Raw genomic sequence first — 18,841 nt, forward strand, 5'->3', positions numbered from 1 at the left:
TCGATCAAGGATGATCTATGGACCTCTCAGAACAGGAAGTTATGGCGCTGTTGCACAGCGCCACCCGCGGCAATGATCCGTCGCTTGCAGCTGCCTTTACGCACTTTGGCAGTGTGTCTGCACTTTTGGCCGGCTCAGCTCAAGCGTGGGCTGCATTTGAATCGGACACTGGAGCGTCCTCCGTCATTTATAAAGCCGTGTTGCAGCGAATTTGCTCTGGACGATTACGCCCAGAGGAGCGGCAGGTTGTCGATTTGCTTCGTGATCTTGATGTTCAGGTTTTAATTCCCAGTGATGCCGCCTATCCGACACTGCTGCGGCAAATTCCCGACCCCCCGCCCGTATTGTATCGGCGAGGGATTTGGCAGGACTTGAATACCCCGCAGATAGCGATGGTGGGTGCGCGCAAAGCATCTCCGCAAGCGCAGAAATTGGCGCAAACCTACGCCCGCGAGCTCGCTGCTAATGGCTTAGTCGTTACCAGTGGTATGGCGATTGGAATTGATGCTTTTGCGCACATAGGCGCCTTGGAATCGGGGCACACTATTGCGGTGCTCGGTACGGGTATCGATCAGGTCTACCCGAAGCGACATCATCGATTGGCACAACAGATCCTTGAGCGCGGCTGTTTGCTGTCTGACCACCCCATTGGCACGGGCCCTACTCCTTATACCTTTCCCAAACGTAATCGGATTGTCAGCGGACTGTCTCGTATCGTCATAGTCGTTGAAGCCGCGCGTAACAGTGGCTCCTTGATAACGGCCCGCCATGCCTTGGACCAAAATAAAGAACTGATGGTTTTCCCATGGTCGGTGTTACACCATCAGGGTCTGGGGTGTTTGGATCTTGTGGTTGATGGCGCCGGTGTAATTCGAGATCTTCAAGACGTTTGGTTGGCGTTGGCAAAAACAGATTTGAGACTCGAGCTACAGTCGATGCCCGAAGATCAAACTGTTCTTACTGCAGTGTTAAGTCCCGATTGCAAGCGCCTACTCCGTTTAATGGGCGATACCCCGGTCAGCAGTGTCGATTTATCGGCGCGGGTTAAAAAGCCTGTTACTTGGGTGCAAGAACACTTGCTGGAACTGGAGTTGGCTAACTGCATCACCGTGTCGGGTTTTGGCTACGTTCGACTTTAAATTTACCTTACTGGGTTTCATTGTTAATATGCGCGCCCTATCTTTGCAATAAGCAACCAGAGGAAAGTGATTATGAGCGCACCATTTGTTGCGATCGTTATGGGTTCTGATTCCGATTTACCCGTTATGGAAGCCAGCTTCGAGGTTCTGAAAAAATTCGGCATTCCCTTTGAAGTTCGAATTACCTCAGCACATCGTACGCCAGCCGCTGCCAAGGCTTTTGTTGAGGACGCTGATAAACGCGGGTGCGCTGCTTTTATCGCAGCGGCGGGCATGGCTGCGCATTTGGCTGGCGCAGTATCGGCGACGACGGTAAAACCCGTCATCGGTGTGCCCATGAATGCGTCTCTGGACGGTTTAGACGCCTTGCTTTCTACCGTGCAAATGCCAGCGGGTATTCCGGTGGCGACAGTTGCGATTGGTAAAGCGGGCGCCAAAAATGCGGCTTATTTAGCGGCGCAAATCATTGCAGTATCCGACCCCGCATTAGCCGAGGCTTTGCGCGAAGAGCGTGCAGATAACGCTCGCGCAATCGAAGATAAAAACGCAGCATTACAGGCTCAACTCAAAGGTTAGGACGATGCGTTACCCCTTTCACTGCCTGCGAGCGCGAGCGGTGTTAGCGCGTGGCGGCGTCATTGCCTATCCCACGGAAGGTGTGTGGGGTTTGGGCTGTGATCCCCTTAACAAAAGAGCGGTCGAGCGCCTGCTGGCGTTAAAAGAACGGCCATGGCAAAAAGGGCTGATTGTTGCCTTGGCGAACGAGGGTGTGGCAGACACACTATTACGAACTCTGCCACAGGACCGCAAAAACGCCATTAAAGCGACTTGGCCCGGCCCAAATACTTGGTTAGTGCCGCATGATGATTTGTGGCCTAGCTGGGTCACTGGCGAATCAGACTTTATCGCGTGCCGTTTAAGTGCGTACGCTGTGGTTCGTGACTTGGCCCGAGCGGCTGGCGGTGCCATTATCTCCACGTCTGCTAACCCGGCAGGACAGGTTCCTGCGATGACGGCGCAGGCGGTCAGGCAATATTTTGGTCGTTCAGTGGATTTTATTATGCCCGGCCGGGTCCAAGGTTTACAGAAGCCCAGTGTAATTCGGCACGGTCTAACGGGTGAAACTCTGCGGGAGTGATAGGTCAATACTATGGATATTCGGGCGGTAAAGAACTATCTACTGGGCTTGCAAGAAGCGATTTGCCATGAATTAAGCGACCTTGATGGCGCCGAGTTCGCGTCCGATGCGTGGGAGCGTCCCGAGGGGGGAGGTGGTCGCTCGAGGGTACTCTCTGAGGGTGCGTTGATCGAAAAAGGCGGTGTTAATTTCTCGCACGTGCAAGGTGCATCAATGCCCGGATCGGCCACGGCCCATCGACCAGAACTTGCGGGTCGAAGCTTTCAGGCCATGGGTGTGTCTTTGGTTATTCATCCCAGAAACCCCTACGTACCGACCTCGCATGCCAATGTCCGAATGTTTGTGGCCGAAAAAGAGGGCGAAGAGCCTATTTGGTGGTTTGGTGGCGGTTACGATTTGACCCCTTACTACGGGTTTGAAGAAGATTGTGTTGAATGGCATCGAACCGCAAAGTCGGCGTGTGAGCCCTTTGGTGAGGCGCTGTACCCAAAATATAAGCGCTGGTGTGACGATTACTTTTACTTACCCCATAGGCAAGAGCCCCGCGGTGTCGGCGGTTTGTTTTATGATGATTTGAATGAAGGTGGGTTTGAGCGTTGTTTTGATTTTATGCGCTCGGTCGGTGATTCTTATCTGCGAGCGTATCGACCCATTGTCGAGCGTCGTCGTGACATAGCGTATGGCGAGCGCGAGCGTAATTGGCAGCTCTATCGTCGGGGGCGTTATGTTGAATTCAATCTGGTATTCGATCGCGGCACTTTGTTTGGGCTGCAATCTAATGGGCGTACAGAGTCTATTTTGATGTCTTTGCCCCCTTTGGTTCGATGGGAATACGCGTATGAGCCGGACGCGGGGTCACCGGAAGCAGATTTATTGTCCAAGTACTTGATCTCGAAAGAGTGGGTATAGCTATGAGCGATGACACGAAGATGGTGGTTGGTCAGCGAAAGTATGCGGTGTTTGGTAATCCGATCAAACAAAGCCGCTCGCCATTTATCCACGCAGAATTTGCGAAACAAACTGGCATATCACTTCAGTATCGGGCTATTCGCGTAGAACTGGACGATTTCGATCGCTCAGTGACGGATTTTTTTAAAGCGGGTGGTTCAGGGCTCAATGTCACCGTGCCGTTTAAGGAGCAGGCTTACCAGCTGGCTTCGCGTCACAGCGCCAGAGCTGTGAGAGCAAAGGCCTGTAACACATTGAAACCCGATGGTGATGGCGTTTATGGCGATAACACTGACGGCATCGGTTTAATACGAGATATGGTCGCAAATCACGGTTGGAATTTGCGAGGCGCACGGGTTTTATTGCTCGGCGCAGGTGGCGCCGCACGCGGTGTTATGGAGCCTTTACTCCGGGAGAGCCCTGAATGTTTGGTGGTGGCCAATCGAACACTTGCTAAAGCAGAGACCTTGGCGCAAGAATTTGCCGACTTAGGTAAGGTGTGGGCGAGAGGTTTAACGGATCTCAGTGCTGAGCTGGCGTTTGACGTGATCATCAACGCGACCAGCGCAGGCCTAAAAGGCGAAACGCCTGACTTGCCAGACTCGCTATTGGGCGACCGCTGTTGTTGCTACGACATGGTGTATGGTGCTGAGCCTACCGCCTTCATGCGTTGGGCCGCAGAGAACGCGGCATGGGCGGTGTCTGATGGTCTGGGCATGCTGGTCGAACAGGCGGCGGAGAGTTTTTATATATGGCACCAAGAGCGGCCCGATACTGCGAGTGTGATTAATCACCTTCGGGGCTCTTTAGCCGCAGCTTAACCGGCTACCAATCGTAACCGCAGCCGTACTCTTCGATATGCTCGTCTTTAAGCCGCACGTAATTACCCGCGCTGTAGGTGAAAAAGTCGCGTTCTTTTTGTTTTAAGGGGCGAATTTGTTTGGCGGGTGAACCCGCATACATGTAGCCGCTTTCGAGCGTTTTCCCGGGTGTCACCAATGCGCCTGCGGCCACGACGACCTCGTCTTCAACGATAGCGCCGTCCATCACGATTGCCCCCATCCCAATTAACACGCGATTACCGATCGTGCACCCATGTAAGGTGACGCTATGACCAATAGTTACATCTTCACCGATGATGAGCGGCCACCCGTCGGGATTGAAGGGGCCGGCGTGGGTGATATGTAACACGCTGTTGTCTTGTACGCTGGTCCTAGCGCCAATCCGAATTCGGTGCATATCGCCGCGAACTGATACTTGTGGCCAAACACTGACGTCATCGCCGAGCTCTACGTCTCCGAGGACCACGGCACTTTTATCGACAAACACTCGCTTACCAAGCTTTGGTGTCCACTGTTTAAATTTTCGAACGGCCGCCATATACCTCACACCTCTCAGAAACGCTACACTGTGCAAAATAGGAGGATACTATGAGTCGACGTCGTTTTATAGCGGGAGCCGTGTGCCCACGATGTGCAAAAATGGATACGATTGTGGTCGATATGGATGCGGATTTACGAGAGTGCGTCGACTGCGGTTTTCAAGAAGCGCGGCCTCAAGCCCCAGGACCCTCAGAATTGCCGACTCGTGTCAGTCGGGGTCTGTCGCGTCGAACCGAAACCCCGGCCGAACCCGTTCGCTTGATGGATCCCTCTCTTGGTGCAAAAAAAGATTCTTAACACGATTTGTACAACTTCTTGCCCATAAAAACATTGTAATGTTTTAAACAACCATATGTGGTGTTTTTTTGAGCCAGGTCTGGCTAGATGTAGGGATTTTTCGACTCAACTCGCTGCTTTTAGAAAAGTTGATTTGAATCAGGCTCTTAGTGTTTTTCGTTGAAACATCGTCTATAATCTCGCCGCTGCGCGATCGATCAGTTTCCACAGGCTATCGTCGTGTACCGTGTTTGATGTCGCGAGGCGCTTCAGGTGTCGTGTTGGGGAGCGGGGTCAACGCCAAACAAAATTAATTTACGGAGACACAGCATAATGGGTTTCATTAGTGAGCGACTGCGCGCGATAGTAGTTTACGGCGCCGCCTTGATTGCTACCGCGCTAAGCGGTGCTGCTTTGGCCTCGGGGTCAAAAGTCAATCAAATGGATATGTCACCGGGGGTGACTGCCACAGGGCAGGCAATTTACGATCTACACACCGCAATTCTTTGGATTTGTATCGTAATTGGTGTGGTGGTATTCGGGGTGATGTTCTACTCAATTATTTACCATCGCAAATCAAAAGGCTACAAAGCGTCGAATTTCCACGAGAGCACGAGCGTCGAGATCGCTTGGACCGTCGTGCCCTTCCTGATTTTGATCGGTATGGCGGTACCTGCCACATCGACGCTGATTCAGGTGTATGACACTGACGAAGCTGAGATGGATATTTTAATCACAGGGTACCAATGGAAGTGGAAGTACGAGTACCTGAATGAAAATGGTGAAAACGTATCGTTTTTCAGCAATTTACGTACCGCTCAAGACGAAATTTACAACACCGAAGACAAAGGTGAGCATTACTTGCTAGAAGTCGACGAGCCTGTTGTCATCCCTGTGGATACCAAAGTGCGCTTCCTGGTTACTGCGAATGATGTTATTCACTCTTGGTGGGTACCCGAGTTGGCAGTCAAGCGTGATGCAATTCCAGGGTTTGTGAATGAAACGTGGACTCGCGCTGACGAGGTCGGTATTTATCGCGGCCAGTGCGCTGAGTTGTGTGGCAAGGATCACGGGTTCATGCCTATCGTGGTGAATGTCGTATCGAAAGAAGATTATGCAGCATGGTTAGAGACTAAGCAGGCGGAAGCCGCTGAAATCAAAGCTTTAATGGCACAGACATTCACCATGGATGAGTTGGTTGCTCGAGGCAAGAACGTCTATCAAGGCTACTGCGCCGCATGCCACGGCATGAACGGAGAAGGCGGCTTGGGTAAAGCAATCGCAGGCAGCGCCATCGCAACCGGCGACCTAACCAAGCATCTCGATATTGGTGTTAACGGTGTTCCCGGAACAGCAATGCAGGCCTTTGGTGGCCAGATGAATGACGTTGATATGGCGGCAGTTATCACGTATCAGCGTAACGCATTCGGAAATAACATGGGCGATATGGTTCAGCCCATTGATGTTTTTAATCACAAGAAAGGCTAAGCGGAGAGGTTACTCAAATGGGAGATCATCATCACGGCCCAGCTAAAGGGCTCTCTCGGTGGCTGTTTACCACCAACCATAAAGATATCGGAACCATGTATTTGTGGTTTTCGTTTGCGATGTTCATTTTAGGTGGCGCTTTTGCCATGATCATTCGTGCTGAGCTTTTTCAGCCCGGTATGCAATTGGTGGAGCCAGCCTTTTTCAATCAGATGACGACCCTGCACGGGCTCATCATGGTGTTTGGGGCGATTATGCCCTCATTCGTAGGTTTGGCTAACTGGATGATTCCGATGATGATCGGTGCGCCAGATATGGCCCTGCCACGCATGAACAACTGGTCATTTTGGATTTTGCCGCCGGCATTCCTAATTTTGGCTAGCACCCTGTTCATGGAAGGTGGTGCGCCCGCTTTTGGCTGGACTTTCTACGCGCCCTTATCAACCACCTACGCGCCGCCATCGGTTACATACTTCATTTTCTCGATCCACGTATTGGGTCTGTCATCGATCATGGGTTCGATCAACATCATCGCGACTGTGATGAATATGCGCGCGCCCGGAATGACCTACATGAAGATGCCTCTGTTCGTGTGGACGTGGTTAATCACTGCGTTTTTGTTGGTCGCGGTAATGCCGGTACTGGCTGGTGCGGTGACCATGATGCTAATGGATATCCACTTTGGCACCAGCTTCTTCTCTGCCGCAGGCGGCGGTGATCCGGTCTTGTTCCAGCACGTTTTCTGGTTCTTTGGTCATCCAGAAGTGTACATCATTATTTTGCCAGCCTTTGGTGTGGTATCGCAGATTATTCCTGCGTTTTCTCGCAAGCCTTTGTTTGGCTATGCCTCTATGGTGTACGCAACAGCAGCCATTGCCTTCTTGTCGTTCATCGTTTGGGCACACCACATGTACACCGTGGGCATGCCAATCGCGGGTGAGCTGTTCTTCATGTACGCCACTATGCTAATTGCCGTACCTACCGGCGTAAAAGTCTTCAACTGGATCACGACCATGTGGCGCGGTTCGATGACTTTCGAAACGCCCATGCTGTTCTGTATCGGTTTCTTGATACTGTTCACTATCGGTGGATTTACAGGTTTGATGCTTTCAATTGCGCCTGCTGATTTCCAGTACCACGACAGCTACTTTGTTGTCGCTCATTTCCACTATGTGATGGTGGCTGGTGCGGTATTCAGCATGACAGCAGCGGTTTACTACTGGTTGCCCAAATGGTGTGGGCGTATGTACAACGAGACTATGGGTAAGACGCATTTCTGGATTTCGTTCGTCGGCTTCAACATTACCTTCTTCCCGCAGCATTTCGTGGGCCTTGCTGGTATGCCACGCCGAATTCCTGACTACGCGTTGCAATTCGCTGACTTCAACATGATGTCGAGTATCGGCGCGTTTATCTACGGTGCGTCACAGATCCTATTCTTATACAACGTTATTGCTACGATTGTCGCCGGTAAGCCAACCAGCGAAGAAAAAGTATGGGATGGCGCGGAAGGTCTGGAGTGGACAGTGGCAACACCCGCGCCCTACCACACCTTTGAGACACCGCCTGCAGTTCGATAAGACAGGTAGTTGATCAATGATACGAGTAAGTAACAATCCAACTATTGATACCACCGCCAAATTAGTGGCGGTGGCTATCGCAATGTTTGCGTTTGTGTTTGTCGTAATGGTGCCTCTGTATAATGTATTGTGTGACGCTCTAGGCATTAACGGTAAAACCGATGGGTCGCAATATACCTCGGTGCCGGTTGCGGTCGATGAGTCGCGCACAATTACGGTACAATTTGTTGCCACCAACAACGAAGGCATGCCATGGGAGTTTGGCCCAAGTGTTACTGCTATGAAAGTACACCCAGGTGCGGTAAATGATACGGTCTTTTTTGCTCGTAACCCTTTGCCGAAAGATATGGTGGCGCAAGCCATTCCCAGTATTTCACCTTCACGAGCGGTTAAGTATTTTCATAAAACGGAATGCTTTTGCTTTAATCAGCAACCACTGCAGGCGAACGCGAATGCTGAGATGCCCTTACAATTTATTGTTGATCAAGATTTACCCAAAGACATACAGACAATAACCTTGTCGTATACCATTTTTGATGTAACCGATGCTGTTAACGGGAGTGTGGCGGCTCGGTAGTGCGCTAGCCCGGGGGGTGGAGCGCGTTTGGTTTCAGGGAGAAACACAATGAGTGATCAGGCAACAACGCACGAAAAGTATTACGTGCCCGAGAAAAGCTCGATGGCGGTGTTAGCCACTATCGGCCTTATTACGAGCACATTCGGTGCTGCTACCGCGATGAACCAATCAACATTCGGTGATGGAGAGGCTTCTTTCACCACGATGTACGTCGGTTTATGTATTTTTGCGGCGGTGCTGTTCAGCTGGTTTAGAACAACGATCAAAGAAAACCTAGCTGGGATGAATAGCGCTCAGCTCAAAAAATCCTACGTTATCGGTATGTTCTGGTTCATCTTCTCGGAGGTGATGTTCTTCGCAGCGTTTTTTGGCGCACTGTTCTATGTGCGAACGCTTGCAGGCCCCTGGTTGGCTGGTGAAGGCGAGGGAGGTGCTTGGAACCACTTGTTATGGGAAGGTTTTCAATACAGCTGGCCCATGATGCAGACACCCCAAGAAGCGGTTGGCGGTGTATCGAATCAGGTCATGGCGAATATGGGCACCTTTACCAGCGCGCACAAATCGATGGCGTTTGCCGAAGTAGAAGCGTGGTACCAGTGGTTGCCGATGTGGAACACCATTATCCTGTTAACTTCAAGTGGCACAGTGCACATCGCCCACGAGGGTTTGTTGTCGGGTAACCGTGGTCGTTTTAACTTGTGGCTGGGCATTACCGTTGCGTTAGGCGCGATTTTCTTGGCACTGCAAGTTTTGGAATACTACGAGGCTTACGCGCACTTTGGTTTGACCTTGAACTCGGGTATTTACGGGTCGACCTTCTTCATGCTGACAGGCTTCCATGGGTTCCACGTTGCCATGGGTACGGTGATGCTAGCCATTCAGTTGATTCGCTCACTAAAAGCCGGCCACTTCACCACGGACGACCACTTCGGTTTTGAAGCGTCGTCTTGGTACTGGCACTTTGTCGATGTGGTTTGGGTTGGTTTGTTCCTGTTCGTCTACATTTTATAAGCTATTCAGTCTGGCCCGCTTGCGGGCCAGCATCCCACGGGTTTCTGTGACCCAATTGGCCGGTCGCGACTCCATAAACAATGACACAAATCAGCGCGATGGCGAGAGACAGTCGGGCGCCTAGCGAATGGAAGGTTCTTCGGCTGTTTTTGTCGCCTTGGTCCGTCATTAAAAAGTAAAATCCACTGCCAAGACTGGCCACAAGCGCTACCATTAGCACCGCGATGATTATTTTGAGCATAACGAGTACCCTTGACGAATTTGGTTACCAGTATAGCGGACTCTGTGCTTATGCGCTCAGCTTCTGAACTGCAGGGCTAAGACGATGCCTAGACTACGTTTTGACTTCGAGTGGCGACTGACCTTATTCGTGGTAGTGGCATTGCCTATTTTTTTGGCTCTAGGTTTTTGGCAGCTAGGACGTGCAGATGAGAAACGCACTCTCGCAGCTAATGCTGCAGTGAAGGATGCAGCACCTGCACTCGCGCCAGAGGAACTTACCGGCTTAGACACAGATGACCTGTCAGGTCGGAAGATCAGGGTATCAGGTTCGTATTTGCCGCGCGTATTTTTGCTGGATAACCAAATCAAAAGTGGTCGATTTGGTAATGATGTTGTTCAGTTATTTCGGGCTGAAAATAACCAAGTTTACTTCGTTAATCGAGGCTGGGTGCCGGCAGACCCTGCGCGCCAACGACCCACCCAGATACCCCAGCGCCCAACGGTGACAGCAATCGAGGGCCGTATTTATGTCCCTCCGGGCAAACCTTATCTGTTAGAGCCTGATACCCTCGATGCGAGTTCGCCTTTGGTAACCATTCAATCAGTTGATATTGAGTCGCTAAGCACTCTAGTCATCGGCGGCTCTGAGGTGTTTCCTCATCTAGTACGCTTATTGTCGGACGACCCCACTGCCTTTGATGCCTCTTGGCCAGTCGTCAATATTTCCGATGCCAAGCACCTAGGCTATGCCATACAATGGTTCAGTATGGCCTTTGTGTTGGCTCTTCTATTTATCCATCGGTCGAGTAACGTTTGGGCCTTACTTCGTGGTAACAACGAGGATTGATATGTCACAGCAGGGATTAACAGGTAACCGCATAGTATTGCTGAGTATTATTGGCTTGCCCGTCACCATGATTTTGGCGGCCACTTGGCTTTGGTATTTTGTTGCACGTGGTGACATTGATATTGTCGATATGTTGGGTACTTCAAATCACGGTACCTTATTGAACCCACCAATCCAGTTAGTCGATCAGCCATTTGAAAACCAGTTTGGTGCCAAGGCGAAGTTCTTGAGCGACAAACATCAGTGGACTCTCGTAATTCCCGTGCCGGCGCAATGCGACGCACAATGTGTGTCCACGCTATACACAACGCGACAAATTCATGTGGGCCTAGGAAAAGAGTTTGGTCGCGTCCGTCGAGTGTTCGTCAGCGCTGAGGTAGTCGATGTGGATGCTCCCGTCCCACAGATTCAGGGAGAGACTGAGTCTGCAACCGCGGCAACCTTAGGCTCCTATCTTGAAGTGCAACATAAAGGCATGCCTTTACTGGTCTTAAACACGGATTCTTTTCATACGTTGTTTGGTGATGTTCGCGCTGGGACGTGGTTTCTGGCAGATCCTGCAGGCTGGATGATGATGTCTTTCGATCTTGGCACGCACTACAAAGATGTAACCTCCGATTTAAAATTTTTGTTGAAGAACTCAGGTGATTAAAATGGCCACTAGCTCCGCCACAGTGGCGACCCGCCCAAGGTTTAAAGATTTTTACACGCTGACCAAACCGAACGTCGTGGCTCTAATGATTGTAACGTCTGTCATTGGAATGTTTATGGCGGTCGACGGCTGGGTACCTTGGCAACCCCTCGTTCTCGGTAACCTAGGTATCGCACTGTGCGCGGGCGCCGCCGCTGCCGTGAACCATGTTATTGACCACCGCATCGATACGAAGATGGCGCGCACAGCGAATCGACCCGTTGCCACGGGCGTGGTCTCGAGCACACAAGCGGTGATCTTCGCGGCCGCTCTGGGTGCCATCGGGATGGCAATCCTTTTATTGTGGGTAAATGCGCTGACGGCGTGGCTCACCTTAGCCTCGTTAGTGGGATATGCCTTCATTTACACCATGTTTTTGAAGCGGGCGACGCCACAAAACATCGTGATAGGTGGTCTAGCCGGCGCTGCGCCACCATTGCTGGGCTGGACCGCTGTTACCGGTGAGGTACATGGCCATGGCTTGTTGCTGGCCCTGATTATTTTTGCGTGGACCCCCCCCCACTTTTGGGCGTTAGCTATTCACCGCAAAGAAGAATATGCCCTAGTTGATATTCCTATGCTACCTGTGACACATGGCGATGCGTTCACTCGTTTACACATCCTTCTCTACACCATCGTCATGTTCATCATTACGGTTTTACCCTTTGTCACGCGATTGAGCGGGCCGATTTATCTGGCAGGTGCGGTTATTTTGGGTTTGGTCTTTTTGTACTGGGCTCTCGCTATGATGTTTCACTGGCGAGAAGATGCGCCCATCCAGACATTTAAATATTCGATTTTGTATTTGTTATTACTGTTTGTGGTTATGTTGGTAGACCACTATATCTACCCGACAGCGACTTTGTGAGGTTGATATGACAACGGCAGCTCAAGCATCCGGAATAAAGAGGACGGTAATCGTCGTATTGGCCTTCATCGTGCTTATTGTGGTGGGCTTTATATCGCGTATTTTCCAGCCCACCATTCTGTCTCCCGCAGAGATGCAAGCCAACGGCACGATGGTATTTCAGCAGCCGCGCCAAGTCACCGATTTTTCGCTGGTAGATCATACCGGCGCTCCATTTACGCGAGAGTCTGTGACGGGGCAATGGACCTTGGTTTTTTTCGGGTTCACGTTCTGCCCTGATATCTGCCCTACCACTATGGTTGAGTTGAACGAGTTTATGCAGCTTATCGAGGGCACTGAGGTTGAAGATCAGTTCCAGGTTGTGATGGTTACCGTCGATCCTGGTCGAGATTCGGTTGAGCAGCTCGCCTCCTATGTCCCCTTTTTTAATCCCGACTTTTTGGGCGTCACCGGCGAATTCTTAGATATTCACCGATTTGCAACGGAGCTCAATACCCCTTTTCGGCGTGTGCCGGGAGGTGGGGAAAACTATCAGATGGATCATAGCGCCAATATTGTGCTGATCAACCCTCGAGGCGACTATCACGGTTTCGTTAAAGCACCGCTTGATTTACCAAAAATGAAACTGACACTGCGCTCTATGGTCGCAGATTGGGACAGGCAGGGTTTTTAACCCTGCCGGGATTCGCGAGTTACTTTTTCTCAAGTGACTGATTGCGCTGCTCCAAGCTGGCGTCGAGTTGCGCTTGCAGTTTGCGCTCGAGCGAGGACGATACGTCGGTTGCTTTCACGGCCGTGTGTTTCTTGTTGTCTAGGCTGACTGCGCTTTTCTCGATCATGACATCCGTGCTTACCATTGCTAGCGCCGGGATATTTGCCTGTGCGCTTACGCTTAGCATCAAACCAAAAACACTGAAAACCACTTTTTTTGTTACTTTCATCTCATTTTCCTCCAATTTGTTACCTTGGGTAACACGAGGCGCATTATAGCGATAATTTGAGGGTTTAAAAGGGTTTTCTGGCTTTGTTGTCACCTTTTTTGGCGTTTTCGAATGTAATTAGTACACAATTGGCTTTTTAAGGTAACACTCGGGTTTTGGCTGGCGAGTTCCTCACGTTTGAAACGTGGCAAATTCAAAGTTGATGCGGTTTAATGAACCACTGATTTGATGAGATGAAAAGGAAGCGACCTTGCAAAATTTAGCGCCATTGGTCTTAGTGGACGGCTCCTCGTATCTGTACCGAGCGTTTCACGCGTTACCGCCTTTGACGACCACTAAGGGTCAGCCAACGGGTGCGATCAAGGGCGTGGTGAGCATGTTAAAACGCTTGCACCAAGACTATGCCTCGAGCCCCATTGTGGTGGTATTTGACGCGAAAGGGCCCACGTTTCGTGACGAGATGTTTCCTGATTACAAGGCGCAGCGACCTCCAATGCCAGACGAATTGCGCACTCAGATCGAGCCATTACACGCTATCGTAAAAGCTCTGGGTTATCCGCTCATTTGCGAGCCAGGCGTTGAAGCAGATGATGTCATAGGAACGTTAGCAAAGCAGGCCTCAGAACAGGGCATGGACGTCATTGTGTCTACTGGCGATAAGGATATGGCGCAGCTCGTGGATCAGCATGTCACGCTTGTAAACACGATGAGCGATACGCGCCTAGACCCTGCCGGAGTGATGGAGAAATACGGTTTTGGTCCCGACAAGATGATCGACTACTTGGCGCTTATGGGCGACAAAGTCGACAACATCCCGGGTGTTGCGGGTGTTGGTGAGAAAACGGCGCTCGGGTTAATACAGGGGTTGGGGGGATTGGATGATATTTACGCCAATCTAGATCGGGTTGCCGATTTGCCTATACGCGGCGCAAAATCATTAGCGGCCAAACTCGAGGCAGAGCGCGACGCTGCTTATATGTCATATACCTTAGCCACCATAAAGCTTGACGTCGAGTTAGCCTTTGCGCCCGCAGATTTACGCAACGATCAGCCCGACACGGCGGCGCTGTCTCATTGGTATCAAGAGCTCGAGTTTCGGTCATGGCTCGCTGAAATCGACGCTTCTGCAACGGTGACAAGGGCAGAGCCCGCGCCGATAGCGCCCGCACAAACTCAATACGATTGCGTGACTACCGAGCAAGCTTTAGCACAATGGATCTCGGTGCTAAAGGAGGCGGGTACATTCGCGTTTGATACCGAAACCAATAGCTTAGATTATATGGAAGCTGAACTCGTTGGGCTGAGTTTTTGTGCAGAGCCTGGGGTCGCTTGCTATGTACCGGTCGCACACGATTATCCCGGCGCGCCTGACCAGCTGTCACGCGACTATGTGTTAAATCAATTAAAAGATCTGCTTGAAGACCCGCAATACCAAAAGGTCGGACAGCACCTGAAATATGACATGCACGTATTAGCTAATTACGGGATCGCTTTGCGAGGCTTTGCCGGTGACACGATGCTGGAATCTTATGTACTTGACTCGGTCGGCGGCCGTCATGACATGGATAGTCTGGCTGAGCGATATTTGGGTCGAAGAACAATATCGTTTGAGGATGTCGCGGGTAAAGGTGCTAAGCAGTTAACCTTTAATCAAGTCAGTCTTGAGCAGGCGGTACCCTATGCGTGTGAAGACGCCGATATTACTTGGCAACTCTACGAATATCTCACTAATCAACTCACGGCCACTGAGTCTTTGCATACGGTTTACACAGATATTGAGCTCCCATTAGCGCCCGTGCTGCAGAGCATCGAGCGCAACGGCGCTTTGGTATCACGTGAGATATTGCAACAACAGAGCTCTGTTATCGGTGCCAGACTGATTGAATTGGAAGCCGAGGCCCACGATTTGGCGGGTCGCCCTTTTAATTTAGGATCGACAAAACAACTCGGCGAAATCCTGTTCGATGAGCTTAAGCTACCGATTATTAAAAAAACCCCTAAGGGGGCGCCTTCTACCGGTGAGGAGGTGTTAGTTGAGCTTGCTTTAGACTACCCACTGCCGAAGGTGTTGCTGGAATATCGGGGTTTGGCGAAGCTAAAGTCAACTTATACCGATAAGCTACCGACCTTGATTAACCCGCGTACTGGGCGGATACATACATCCTATCATCAAGCAGTTACCGCCACGGGGCGACTTTCGTCGTCAGATCCTAATCTTCAAAATATCCCTATTCGAAGCGTTGAAGGCCGAGCCATACGCAAAGCCTTTATTGCGCCAGAAAATCACGTCATTGTGGCGGCAGACTACTCTCAAATTGAGCTCCGGATTATGGCGCATTTGTCGGGTGATGCGGGCTTGTTGACTGCATTCAACGAGGGTTTGGATGTTCACGCTGCGACGGCGGCCGAGGTGTTTGGTGTTGCGCTTGACGAGGTCACAAGTGACCAGCGCCGTAGTGCAAAAGCCATCAATTTTGGTTTGATCTATGGCATGTCGGCCTTTGGGCTAGCTAAGCAGTTGCACATAGGGCGCGCCGAATCTCAGGCGTATATCGACACTTATTTTCAACGTTATCCCGGGGTGTTGGACTACATGGATCGCACGCGACAAGGTGCGCATGAAAGGGGATACGTCGAGACCATCTTCGGACGCAGACTCTACCTGCCCGAAATCAATGCGCGCAATAAAATGCGTGTGCAAGCGGCCGAGCGCACTGCCATTAACGCACCAATGCAGGGCAGCGCGGCCGATATCATCAAGAAGGCTATGCTAGCGGTTGATCGGTTTTTGCGCGATTCGAGCCTGGAGTCCAAGATGATCATGCAGGTTCACGATGAATTGGTTTTTGAAGTGCCCAAGCACGAGCTTGATGCGCTACGAGCTGGGGTCATTACTGCTATGGAATCTGCCGCGCAACTGGCCGTACCTTTACTGGTCGAAGTGGGCCTTGGTGATAACTGGGAGGAGGCGCACTAAGCCAAATCCTGGGTAAGCCATTCGTCCAGCTTTGCGATCAAGGCTTCGTGGCCTTGGTGCTTTAGTGACGAAAACGTTTGTACTGTTATTTTTCCGCCGCGGGGTTTTAGTACCTTTTCTACTTGAAGCTTGGTGGATTGCTGAGGGCCACGTTTTAGCTTGTCGGCCTTCGTCAGAAGGATATGACAGGGCATGTCTGCCGATAATGCCCAGTTAATCAACTGTTCGTCAAAAGGTTGTAACGGATGGCGAATATCCATTAACAAGATCAGTCCTTTCAGCGAGGCGCGCTCCTGTAGATAGGTCTCTAATTGCTCCGTCCACGCCTTCTTCATCGCCACGGGCACTTTCGCAAAACCGTATCCGGGTAAATCCACCAGTCGCTGCTGTTCGCTTAAGCTGAAGAAGTTCAGTAATTGCGTACGCCCTGGGGTTTTAGACGTTCGCGCAAGCTTTTTATTTTTCGTCAGACTGTTGATCGCACTCGATTTGCCAGCATTTGAGCGTCCGGCAAAAGCGACTTCCCACCCTAAATCGGCAGGGCATTGATGGAACTTGGCCGCGCTTGCCAGAAACTCCGCCTGCTCGTAGCGGGGCTTTTCAGGTGCGACTAGATCAATATTTGTGTCCATAAAGCCCTTTCAACTTTGTTGTGATAGCAGTTTTGTATATAATGCCACAGCTTTGCTTACGGGGCTCGATCTAAGCAAAAAGATTCCACAGCAGTCAGTGTTCTGCAATTAATCTACGATCTGGAGGTCGCAGTATGAAGAAGATGCTCTTGGTATTGTCGTTTTTGGCTGCCGGTTTCGCAAATGCGGAAATCGATACGGCCGCAGTAAAAGAGATTTACGGTAAAAGCTGTGTTTTTTGTCACGCCGCCAATATGCCTAACATGCCAAAAGCGGGTGATGTTGCCGCATGGGAAGCTCGCTTAGCAAACGGTATCGACGCCTTAGTTGTGTCAGTTAAGAACGGAAAAGGCGCGATGCCTCCGAAAGGCATGTGTATGACCTGCACAGATGAGCAATACGCGGCTCTAATCACCTACATGGCTTCGCCGCAATAACATTACGATAGTTGTAACGAGATCCTTATGAAAAATTTAGTTTTAGTTGCCCTTTTGTCGATCAGCGGCTTTGCCAACGCAGCAACCCTTATGCCTGAAGGCGACGCAAATCGGGGCAAAGCTCAGCTTATGATGTGCTCAGCTTGCCACGGTCCGGACGGCAACAGTGCAGCCCCTAACTTTCCCAAACTTGCAGGTCAGGGTGCCAAATATCTCTATAAGCAGTTGCTCGACGTTCGTGACGGCAATCGTAATATTGTCCAAATGACAGGAATGCTCAACGGTAAATCAGACCAAGATTTGGCCGATATAGCCGCTTTCTACGCATCGCAAGCGATAACGGGTGCAAAAGCGGATCCAGCGCTCGTCGAGCTTGGTAAAAAGATCTACAACGGTGGTAACGCCAGTACGGGTGTTGCTGCATGTATCGCGTGCCATGGGCCCAATGGTAAAGGATTGGCGCCTGCGGGATATCCTCGTTTGGCTGGTCAGCACGCCGACTACATCGCTGCACAGCTGACTATGTACCGTACGGGCTACGATGACCCCGCGGGCCGAACAAACGACGGTGACACGAAAATCATGCGCGCTACGGCTCGCGGTTTATCGGACGCTCAGATCAAAGCGGTGGCAAGCTACGCTTCGGGCTTGATCGCTGAGTAAGCAGTGCGTTAGGTGAAAAGGCGGCGTGTAAGCCGCCTTTTTTTTGCCAAAATTGTTATTATGCCGTCCAGAACGTGAAGACTTTACTAGGAGTCCATTATGAAATTGCAGAAACTCATCGGCATTGCGCTCGTCTCGATCTTATTCACCGCCTGTGCGTCAGACGACGCGCCGCCAGCCCCCGCAACAGAATCCGTGGCCGCGCAAGAACAAGCCCAGCAAGCGCCTGTTGAAACACAAGTCAAAGCGCCCCAAAACGAGTTAGCTCAGGCCGAAGCGAGTGCTGAACAAATTGCTGTGGAAGTGACAGAAATAGCGCAAGAGGTGAGCCAGAAAGTCGAGTCAACGGTGCAAGCAAAGGTTGAAGAAGTAAAAACCGAGCTAGCGAGTGCTGTGGCGTCCAACGTTAAACCGCAAGCGCCTGCCATCGACGACAACTATAAAGAGGGTGAGCATTACGATTTAGTTGTGCCTCCTTTCCGAACCGCCAACCCTGATAAAATTGAGGTTCGTGAATTTTTCTGGTACGGCTGCGGTCACTGCTACAGCTTTGAACCTTTGCTGACCGCATGGAAGAAAAACCTCGCGAACTATGTGGACTTTCAGCCTTCGCCAGCGATCTGGAATGGCACCATGAAGTTTCATGCTCAGGTGTTTTTCGCCATCGAGGCCTTAGGTCTGGGGGACACAATGCACAAAGCCATTTTTCAAGCGATGCACGTAGATCGTAACCCCTTATCCACCGAGGCGCAGGTGGTGAGGTTTTTTGAGTCACAAGGCGTGTCCGAGAGCGACTTTAATAAGGCCTTTAAATCTTTTGGCGTGGGTTCGCAGGTAACAAAAGCGGAAGCTGTCATGCGACAAGCCGCGATCAGCGGTACACCCGAGTTGGTCGTGAACGGTAAGTACCGCATTTCAACACGTAAAGCCGGCAGTCAGGCAAATATGCTCAAAATTGCAGATGCTTTGGTGGAGCGAGAGCGTCGGATCAAAGCTGGAAATTAACCTGCTGAATAGTTGAATG

Annotated in this window: 22 protein-coding genes; 18 read left to right on the forward strand and 4 right to left on the reverse strand. The window is 51.0% G+C overall.

Annotation, left to right across the window (positions count from 1 at the left end; all coding sequences use genetic code 11):
- Positions 1–17 precede the first annotated feature (17 nt).
- The 5 genes from dprA (at position 18) to aroE (ending at position 4,046) form a co-directional block, all read left to right on the forward strand.
- Complete coding sequence (gene dprA, locus EYZ66_RS00075) at positions 18–1,139, forward strand: DNA-processing protein DprA (RefSeq protein ID WP_009575346.1); 1,122 nt, start codon at positions 18–20, stop codon at positions 1,137–1,139.
- Between the two features lie 72 nt (positions 1,140–1,211).
- On the forward strand, positions 1,212–1,715 hold the full coding sequence (gene purE, locus EYZ66_RS00080; protein ID WP_009575347.1) for a 5-(carboxyamino)imidazole ribonucleotide mutase: 504 nt from the start codon (positions 1,212–1,214) through the stop codon (positions 1,713–1,715).
- 4 nt (positions 1,716–1,719) lie between these two features.
- Positions 1,720–2,277: an L-threonylcarbamoyladenylate synthase type 1 TsaC gene (tsaC, locus tag EYZ66_RS00085; RefSeq protein ID WP_040816341.1), complete on the forward strand. Its 558-nt coding sequence runs from the start codon at positions 1,720–1,722 to the stop codon at positions 2,275–2,277.
- A 12-nt stretch (positions 2,278–2,289) separates the two neighbouring features.
- Positions 2,290–3,186: an oxygen-dependent coproporphyrinogen oxidase gene (gene hemF, locus EYZ66_RS00090; protein WP_009575349.1), complete on the forward strand. Its 897-nt coding sequence runs from the start codon at positions 2,290–2,292 to the stop codon at positions 3,184–3,186.
- A gap of 2 nt (positions 3,187–3,188) precedes the next feature.
- A complete protein-coding gene (gene aroE, locus EYZ66_RS00095) occupies positions 3,189–4,046 on the forward strand; it encodes a shikimate dehydrogenase (protein WP_009575350.1) in 858 nt (285 codons plus the stop codon).
- 4 nt (positions 4,047–4,050) lie between these two features.
- Here the strand turns inward: aroE and EYZ66_RS00100 are convergent, their stop codons facing one another.
- On the reverse strand, positions 4,051–4,605 hold the full coding sequence (locus EYZ66_RS00100) for a gamma carbonic anhydrase family protein (protein WP_009575351.1): 555 nt from the start codon (positions 4,603–4,605) through the stop codon (positions 4,051–4,053).
- Between the two features lie 50 nt (positions 4,606–4,655).
- On the opposite strand from EYZ66_RS00100, the gene EYZ66_RS00105 reads away from it, so the two are divergent.
- The 5 genes from EYZ66_RS00105 (at position 4,656) to EYZ66_RS00125 (ending at position 9,539) form a co-directional block, all read left to right on the forward strand.
- Positions 4,656–4,904, forward strand: a complete 249-nt coding sequence (locus EYZ66_RS00105) for a YheV family putative zinc ribbon protein (RefSeq protein ID WP_040816343.1) — start codon at positions 4,656–4,658, stop codon at positions 4,902–4,904.
- A 312-nt stretch (positions 4,905–5,216) separates the two neighbouring features.
- Positions 5,217–6,371 carry a cytochrome c oxidase subunit II gene (gene coxB / locus EYZ66_RS00110; RefSeq protein ID WP_009575354.1) on the forward strand — a complete coding sequence of 385 codons (1,155 nt, stop codon included), beginning with the start codon at positions 5,217–5,219 and terminating at the stop codon, positions 6,369–6,371.
- A 17-nt stretch (positions 6,372–6,388) separates the two neighbouring features.
- Positions 6,389–7,951: a cytochrome c oxidase subunit I gene (gene ctaD, locus EYZ66_RS00115; RefSeq protein WP_040816345.1), complete on the forward strand. Its 1,563-nt coding sequence runs from the start codon at positions 6,389–6,391 to the stop codon at positions 7,949–7,951.
- A gap of 16 nt (positions 7,952–7,967) precedes the next feature.
- Entirely contained in the window at positions 7,968–8,528 is a 561-nt protein-coding gene (locus tag EYZ66_RS00120; protein WP_160195541.1) for a cytochrome c oxidase assembly protein, read from the forward strand.
- A gap of 48 nt (positions 8,529–8,576) precedes the next feature.
- On the forward strand, positions 8,577–9,539 hold the full coding sequence (locus EYZ66_RS00125) for a cytochrome c oxidase subunit 3 (RefSeq protein ID WP_009576674.1): 963 nt from the start codon (positions 8,577–8,579) through the stop codon (positions 9,537–9,539).
- 1 nt (position 9,540) lies between these two features.
- Here the strand turns inward: EYZ66_RS00125 and EYZ66_RS00130 are convergent, their stop codons facing one another.
- Complete coding sequence (locus EYZ66_RS00130) at positions 9,541–9,780, reverse strand: DUF2909 domain-containing protein (protein WP_009576675.1); 240 nt, start codon at positions 9,778–9,780, stop codon at positions 9,541–9,543.
- An 84-nt stretch (positions 9,781–9,864) separates the two neighbouring features.
- Between EYZ66_RS00130 and EYZ66_RS00135 the strand changes: the two genes are divergently transcribed.
- The 4 genes from EYZ66_RS00135 to EYZ66_RS00150 are packed head-to-tail and all read left to right on the forward strand — an operon-like array spanning position 9,865 to position 12,840.
- Positions 9,865–10,608, forward strand: a complete 744-nt coding sequence (locus EYZ66_RS00135) for an SURF1 family protein (protein WP_009576676.1) — start codon at positions 9,865–9,867, stop codon at positions 10,606–10,608.
- A gap of 1 nt (position 10,609) precedes the next feature.
- On the forward strand, positions 10,610–11,260 hold the full coding sequence (locus EYZ66_RS00140; protein WP_040817184.1) for a hypothetical protein: 651 nt from the start codon (positions 10,610–10,612) through the stop codon (positions 11,258–11,260).
- A 1-nt stretch (position 11,261) separates the two neighbouring features.
- On the forward strand, positions 11,262–12,167 hold the full coding sequence (gene cyoE / locus EYZ66_RS00145) for a heme o synthase (protein WP_009576678.1): 906 nt from the start codon (positions 11,262–11,264) through the stop codon (positions 12,165–12,167).
- 7 nt (positions 12,168–12,174) lie between these two features.
- Positions 12,175–12,840 carry an SCO family protein gene (locus tag EYZ66_RS00150; RefSeq protein WP_009576679.1) on the forward strand — a complete coding sequence of 222 codons (666 nt, stop codon included), beginning with the start codon at positions 12,175–12,177 and terminating at the stop codon, positions 12,838–12,840.
- Positions 12,841–12,859: 19 nt separating this feature from the next.
- Here EYZ66_RS00150 and EYZ66_RS00155 read toward each other — a convergent pair whose 3' ends face one another.
- On the reverse strand, positions 12,860–13,108 hold the full coding sequence (locus EYZ66_RS00155; RefSeq protein ID WP_009576680.1) for a hypothetical protein: 249 nt from the start codon (positions 13,106–13,108) through the stop codon (positions 12,860–12,862).
- Between the two features lie 250 nt (positions 13,109–13,358).
- Between EYZ66_RS00155 and polA the strand changes: the two genes are divergently transcribed.
- Entirely contained in the window at positions 13,359–16,085 is a 2,727-nt protein-coding gene (gene polA / locus EYZ66_RS00160; RefSeq protein ID WP_009576681.1) for a DNA polymerase I, read from the forward strand.
- On the opposite strand, the gene yihA is transcribed toward polA, so the two are convergent.
- Positions 16,082–16,717 carry a ribosome biogenesis GTP-binding protein YihA/YsxC gene (gene yihA, locus EYZ66_RS00165; RefSeq protein ID WP_009576682.1) on the reverse strand — a complete coding sequence of 212 codons (636 nt, stop codon included), beginning with the start codon at positions 16,715–16,717 and terminating at the stop codon, positions 16,082–16,084. The genes polA and yihA overlap by 4 nt on opposite strands.
- 134 nt (positions 16,718–16,851) lie before the next feature.
- Here yihA and EYZ66_RS00170 point away from each other — a divergent pair, with 134 nt between their 5' ends.
- The 3 genes from EYZ66_RS00170 (at position 16,852) to EYZ66_RS00180 (ending at position 18,822) form a co-directional block, all read left to right on the forward strand.
- On the forward strand, positions 16,852–17,154 hold the full coding sequence (locus tag EYZ66_RS00170; RefSeq protein ID WP_009576683.1) for a c-type cytochrome: 303 nt from the start codon (positions 16,852–16,854) through the stop codon (positions 17,152–17,154).
- 27 nt (positions 17,155–17,181) lie between these two features.
- Positions 17,182–17,817: a c-type cytochrome gene (locus EYZ66_RS00175; RefSeq protein ID WP_009576684.1), complete on the forward strand. Its 636-nt coding sequence runs from the start codon at positions 17,182–17,184 to the stop codon at positions 17,815–17,817.
- Positions 17,818–17,916: 99 nt separating this feature from the next.
- The gene (locus EYZ66_RS00180) at positions 17,917–18,822 is read left to right on the forward strand and encodes a thiol:disulfide interchange protein DsbA/DsbL (protein WP_009576685.1); all 906 of its coding nucleotides are present in this window, start codon (positions 17,917–17,919) and stop codon (positions 18,820–18,822) included.
- The last annotated feature ends 19 nt before the right edge of the window (positions 18,823–18,841 follow it).

The sequence above is a fragment of the Aequoribacter fuscus genome, from assembly GCF_009910365.1.
GTDB classification, from domain to species: Bacteria; Pseudomonadota; Gammaproteobacteria; order Pseudomonadales; family Halieaceae; genus Aequoribacter; species Aequoribacter fuscus.

Excerpts from the sequence above, each read along its gene's own strand:
- EYZ66_RS00100 (WP_009575351.1), bottom strand. The coding sequence starts at position 4,605 with ATGGCGGCCGTTCGAAAATTTAAACAGTGGACACCAAAGCTTGGTAAG.
- EYZ66_RS00150 (WP_009576679.1), top strand. The coding sequence starts at position 12,175 with ATGACAACGGCAGCTCAAGCATCCGGAATAAAGAGGACGGTAATCGTC.
- EYZ66_RS00170 (WP_009576683.1), top strand. The coding sequence starts at position 16,852 with ATGAAGAAGATGCTCTTGGTATTGTCGTTTTTGGCTGCCGGTTTCGCA.
- EYZ66_RS00120 (WP_160195541.1), top strand. The coding sequence starts at position 7,968 with ATGATACGAGTAAGTAACAATCCAACTATTGATACCACCGCCAAATTA.
- ctaD (WP_040816345.1), top strand. The coding sequence starts at position 6,389 with ATGGGAGATCATCATCACGGCCCAGCTAAAGGGCTCTCTCGGTGGCTG.
- purE (WP_009575347.1), top strand. The coding sequence starts at position 1,212 with ATGAGCGCACCATTTGTTGCGATCGTTATGGGTTCTGATTCCGATTTA.
- EYZ66_RS00155 (WP_009576680.1), bottom strand. The coding sequence starts at position 13,108 with ATGAAAGTAACAAAAAAAGTGGTTTTCAGTGTTTTTGGTTTGATGCTA.
- EYZ66_RS00140 (WP_040817184.1), top strand. The coding sequence starts at position 10,610 with ATGTCACAGCAGGGATTAACAGGTAACCGCATAGTATTGCTGAGTATT.
- coxB (WP_009575354.1), top strand. The coding sequence starts at position 5,217 with ATGGGTTTCATTAGTGAGCGACTGCGCGCGATAGTAGTTTACGGCGCC.
- EYZ66_RS00180 (WP_009576685.1), top strand. The coding sequence starts at position 17,917 with ATGAAATTGCAGAAACTCATCGGCATTGCGCTCGTCTCGATCTTATTC.
- EYZ66_RS00125 (WP_009576674.1), top strand. The coding sequence starts at position 8,577 with ATGAGTGATCAGGCAACAACGCACGAAAAGTATTACGTGCCCGAGAAA.
- cyoE (WP_009576678.1), top strand. The coding sequence starts at position 11,262 with ATGGCCACTAGCTCCGCCACAGTGGCGACCCGCCCAAGGTTTAAAGAT.
- EYZ66_RS00175 (WP_009576684.1), top strand. The coding sequence starts at position 17,182 with ATGAAAAATTTAGTTTTAGTTGCCCTTTTGTCGATCAGCGGCTTTGCC.
- EYZ66_RS00130 (WP_009576675.1), bottom strand. The coding sequence starts at position 9,780 with ATGCTCAAAATAATCATCGCGGTGCTAATGGTAGCGCTTGTGGCCAGT.
- tsaC (WP_040816341.1), top strand. The coding sequence starts at position 1,720 with ATGCGTTACCCCTTTCACTGCCTGCGAGCGCGAGCGGTGTTAGCGCGT.
- yihA (WP_009576682.1), bottom strand. The coding sequence starts at position 16,717 with ATGGACACAAATATTGATCTAGTCGCACCTGAAAAGCCCCGCTACGAG.
- aroE (WP_009575350.1), top strand. The coding sequence starts at position 3,189 with ATGAGCGATGACACGAAGATGGTGGTTGGTCAGCGAAAGTATGCGGTG.
- EYZ66_RS00135 (WP_009576676.1), top strand. The coding sequence starts at position 9,865 with ATGCCTAGACTACGTTTTGACTTCGAGTGGCGACTGACCTTATTCGTG.
- dprA (WP_009575346.1), top strand. The coding sequence starts at position 18 with ATGGACCTCTCAGAACAGGAAGTTATGGCGCTGTTGCACAGCGCCACC.
- hemF (WP_009575349.1), top strand. The coding sequence starts at position 2,290 with ATGGATATTCGGGCGGTAAAGAACTATCTACTGGGCTTGCAAGAAGCG.
- EYZ66_RS00105 (WP_040816343.1), top strand. The coding sequence starts at position 4,656 with ATGAGTCGACGTCGTTTTATAGCGGGAGCCGTGTGCCCACGATGTGCA.